The organism is Corynebacterium sp. MSK310 (assembly GCF_030227355.1).
GTDB lineage: Bacteria > Actinomycetota > Actinomycetes > Mycobacteriales > Mycobacteriaceae > Corynebacterium > Corynebacterium rhinophilum.
Map to the genome: position 1 here is coordinate 1 of NZ_JASPFZ010000035.1, position 3,784 is coordinate 3,784.

The following is a 3,784-nucleotide window of genomic DNA, read 5'->3' on the forward strand; positions in this document are numbered from 1 at the left end:
GAAGTGCTACGTGATCGGAAAGTCTTTGACAACCCAATTACCTGCCGCCAAGAGGTCTTCCGGTGGTGCATGCGCTACAACACCCGCCGGCGGCACTCCTGGTGCAATCTCGTAGCGCCTGATGTCTTTGAAACCAAGACTTCAGCTACACTGACTAAAGCAGCATAGTCAAGCCCCGATGTGTCCACTTTCCGGAGGTCAGGCCCGTTTGGGGATTTTATATTTGCGCAAAGCAAGTTAATTCTGGCAAAACTGATGCGCAGTCACTCTTAGATTGATAACCTTCAAATTGAGTCCTCGTGTCGTAGGTTTTAACTAAGTATCTATATTTCCGCGAAAGGAAGTTATGAAGAAGTTTAATAAGCTTGCGGTAGCCGCTGTTGGTTTCCTTGTTTGTACTGCAGCTCCTGCCGCTACAGCTGAAGATTCTTCCGCCCAATCGAATTCCAATAAAAATCAAGCGGAAGTTCAATTTGACGACTCCTTTGGAGACTCTGACTCGAATGGTGAGCGTGTGTCTACACGGTCTGCGGGAGGCGGCACTTGGGCACCTGGCGGTGCTGGTGCGCGAGTTACTATTGGAGTCGAAGGTAGCGGCCTAGAGCTTGGCAAAGTCCATGTGTCTTATTATCCTAGTTTCGATTGGAAAATCGACAATGTTTGCGGGACAAAGTATGAGCTCGCATACGATGAACCCAACGGTAACCGAAAAGTAATCCCTGCGGGTCCTAATGGGTGCACTCCTGCCGCGATGCCTCATGAACACAAATATGATCTAAATGGAGTTCAGGCGAAGGATGGATCGAAAACTTGTGGTCGGGTATACGTCGAAGCCAAGAAACAATGGTCCCCATGGGCCTGCGTAACCATGAAGAGGTGATAATTTGTTAAGTATTATAGCTTTGGTCGGTGGTCTCGTGTTTGCTGTAGTAACAGTCAGGAAGCTCACCGACATCGATAATCAATTAAAGCAGTTGCTTGCAGCACAAGAGAATTAGAGAGCTTTGAAAAATATCTGGTGTCCCATTCTTCCCCTGGAAAGTGTGGGCCACTGGAACGAGGGCAAGCTTATTACAAATGGTGCCTAGGATTCCGAGGGGCTTGCGCTTTCAGATTTAGAGGGCGGATTCTAGTGGTCGTGGAAACACGATTTTAGATTTCGGTGGCATAGCTTAGCAGTTCGGCCATTTTTCGGCTGGTTTGGCGAAGCCTAGGGTTGCGCGTGGTCTGTCGTTGAGTTGCATGGAAACGAACTCGAGGTCTTCTTTGGTGTGGACGGATAGGTCAGTGCCTTTGGGGAAATACTGGCGCAGAAGTGCGTTGGTGTTTTCGTTACTTCCTCGCTGCCAGGGTGATCCTGGATCACAGAAGTACACCGGATATTCGGTGGCAATGGTGAATGATTTATGGCCGGCCATTTCACTTCCTTGATCCCACGTCAGCGAACCACGCAGGTGTGCTGGTAGCTGTTGGATAGTCTCGACGAGCGCGTTGCGCACTTCTACAGCACCATGCCCGTTGGGCAGATGCAGCAGCATGACGTATCTGGTGCTGCGTTCTACAAGCGTGCCGATAGCTGATTTGTTTTCCTTGCCCAAAATGAGGTCGCCTTCCCAATGTCCTGGAACAGCGCGGTCGTTAACCGTTGCTGGTCGTTCGGAAATTATCATCATGGGGTCGCTAAATCGTTGGCGGGCAATACGCTGGTTGCGTGGCTTTCTCACAGCACGGCCTTGGCGCAGACATGCGGCGATTTCTTTCTTCAACTCGCCTTTAGCTTGGAAGAACAACGACATATAGATAGTTTCAGGACACACCTTCATAGTGTCATCGTCAGGGAAGTTTAGACGCAACCTTCGGGAAATCTGCACCGGTGAATATCGCTTCTTCAACATCGCCCACACCGCATCACGCAATGCTGCATGTGTGTCCAGTTTGCGTGGCTTAGGCCGGAATCTGCGCAGCACGGACTTCCGATGAGCTGCATGCGGCAGATACAACCCAAATTCGTCACGGTTGCGTGTCATTTCCTTGCTTATTGTTCCCGGTGAGCGACCCAAATGCCGGGCAATAGCACGCACGCCTAGGCCTTGACGGTTCAAGTCGGCGATAAGTTCACGTTCCTCGACGGATACATATCGAGGACTAATGCGTTTGTCTATCGCGTGCTGTGGGATAACTTCGACGGGCACTGCTTGACGGGCGTCAACATAAGGCAAAACCTGCATAAGTCTTTTATAAAGCTCAGTGTCTGGCCCATCGGGAACAAACGGCACACGCCCGACACCATTGAGCTTGGTTACTCCTTTATCGATGTCCAAAGCCTCGCGCGGATTAATACCGACGGCTTTTGCTGCGTCTTTTCGGCCCATCGCACCAGAACGCAGCATCAAATACTCGCACCGACGCGACGTGGCACTAGCCCGACGGCCATGCGGATTGCGCTGCCACAAGCCAAGCTCAATACCAATGCGGTACACAACGCTGGTTCCTACATTAAGCCGCGTTGAAATATCTGACGGCTTCACACCCTGCTTCCATAGCGCTTCAATGCTTTCTGTAACCGAAGCAGAAGTCGACTTCTGAACACGCACAGGAAGTTGATACTCACGAGCCAGCCGATACGCAACACTCAAGCTAAGCCCCAGTTCCAACGCCGCACTACGAACACTACGACCGCCTGAAACCAAGCAACACAGCTGCTCCACCACATCCGGCGAAGGATCCCAACGACTCGACACCACAAACACCACCAATCAAGGTCAGGTGTTTCCACAATCCTTAGAATCCGGGGAGGATGGCTTCTAATTGCACCGGCCTTGGCCTCACTAACTTTAGTCTAGTCGTGCGGTACTAGTCATTCTCGTTTATCGCCTTAAACGCATTGGGAACCTGCGTGCATAAAACATCAGGTTTTCTTGCCGCTATGCCTTAGGTGTTTTAATGCCCGATACACAGTAGGGCGAGTGACCCCAAACTCCCGTGCTAGCTCTGCCTTTGGCTCCCCCGCCAGCACGCGCCTCTTAATCTCCGCTACCTGTTGTGGGCTAAGGGCGGGTTTGCGGCCTTTGTACTTTCCTGCCTTTTTCGCCAGCGTAATCCCCTCCGCTTGGCGCTCGCGGATAATGGCCCGCTCAAACTCCGCAAACGAACCTAAAATTCCTAGCATTAAATCTGCACGTAGGTCCGTGGTGTCTTTCGCAAACGCGAGATTCTCATGCAGGAAAGTAACAGTCACACCTTTGTTGGTGAGTTCATCAACAATGCCGCGCAAGTCTGCTAACGAGCGGGCGAGACGGTCAATCGACGAGACAAGGACCTGACCCCCATTTGGTGGACAGAGCCGGATAGGTTCCCACACACAAACCATCAGACACTCTCTGGTGTAACACACCCGCCGTGCCGCAGGCGGGAATTGCAGAAAGGGTCCGACTTCTCTAAAGGCTGGATCCGACGACGAATTTAGACTTTAGAGAATCTTTTTACGTCAATAGCTATACCAATCGGCATGCAAATAAGTGGAATAAATTTAACTAACGATACTGCGCTGGAAGCCTCATCGCCTTTAAACAAGACATGCAAGGTAACGAAGCCTATAACTGCAAGGGCAATTCCAATAGCCGCAAAAAGGTAGAACTGCTTTTTAGGACGATTTGGGTAGAGCGCTTCCGCATATTCATCAGGGGCTCCAGGTTGCGTCCAGTAGCGTGGTGTATCTGTAACTGACGGTGGGCCCCTTATGAATGAGGCCGGCGACCACCGTAGTACCTTTCGATTCCGTAAC

3 protein-coding genes are annotated in these 3,784 nt (G+C 51.1%); all 3 read right to left on the bottom strand.

Annotation, left to right across the window (positions count from 1 at the left end):
• Positions 1-1,172: 1,172 nt before the first annotated feature.
• Positions 1,173-2,372: an IS30 family transposase gene (locus tag QP891_RS11590; protein WP_284771354.1), complete on the bottom strand. Its 1,200-nt coding sequence runs from the start codon at positions 2,370-2,372 to the stop codon at positions 1,173-1,175.
• 536 nt (positions 2,373-2,908) lie between these two features.
• Positions 2,909-3,370, bottom strand: coding sequence for a recombinase family protein (locus QP891_RS11595; protein WP_284771353.1), 462 nt, complete (start codon positions 3,368-3,370; stop codon positions 2,909-2,911).
• Positions 3,371-3,462: 92 nt separating this feature from the next.
• A partial coding sequence (locus QP891_RS11600; protein WP_284771352.1) for a hypothetical protein occupies positions 3,463-3,784 on the bottom strand: 322 nt, incomplete at its 5' end.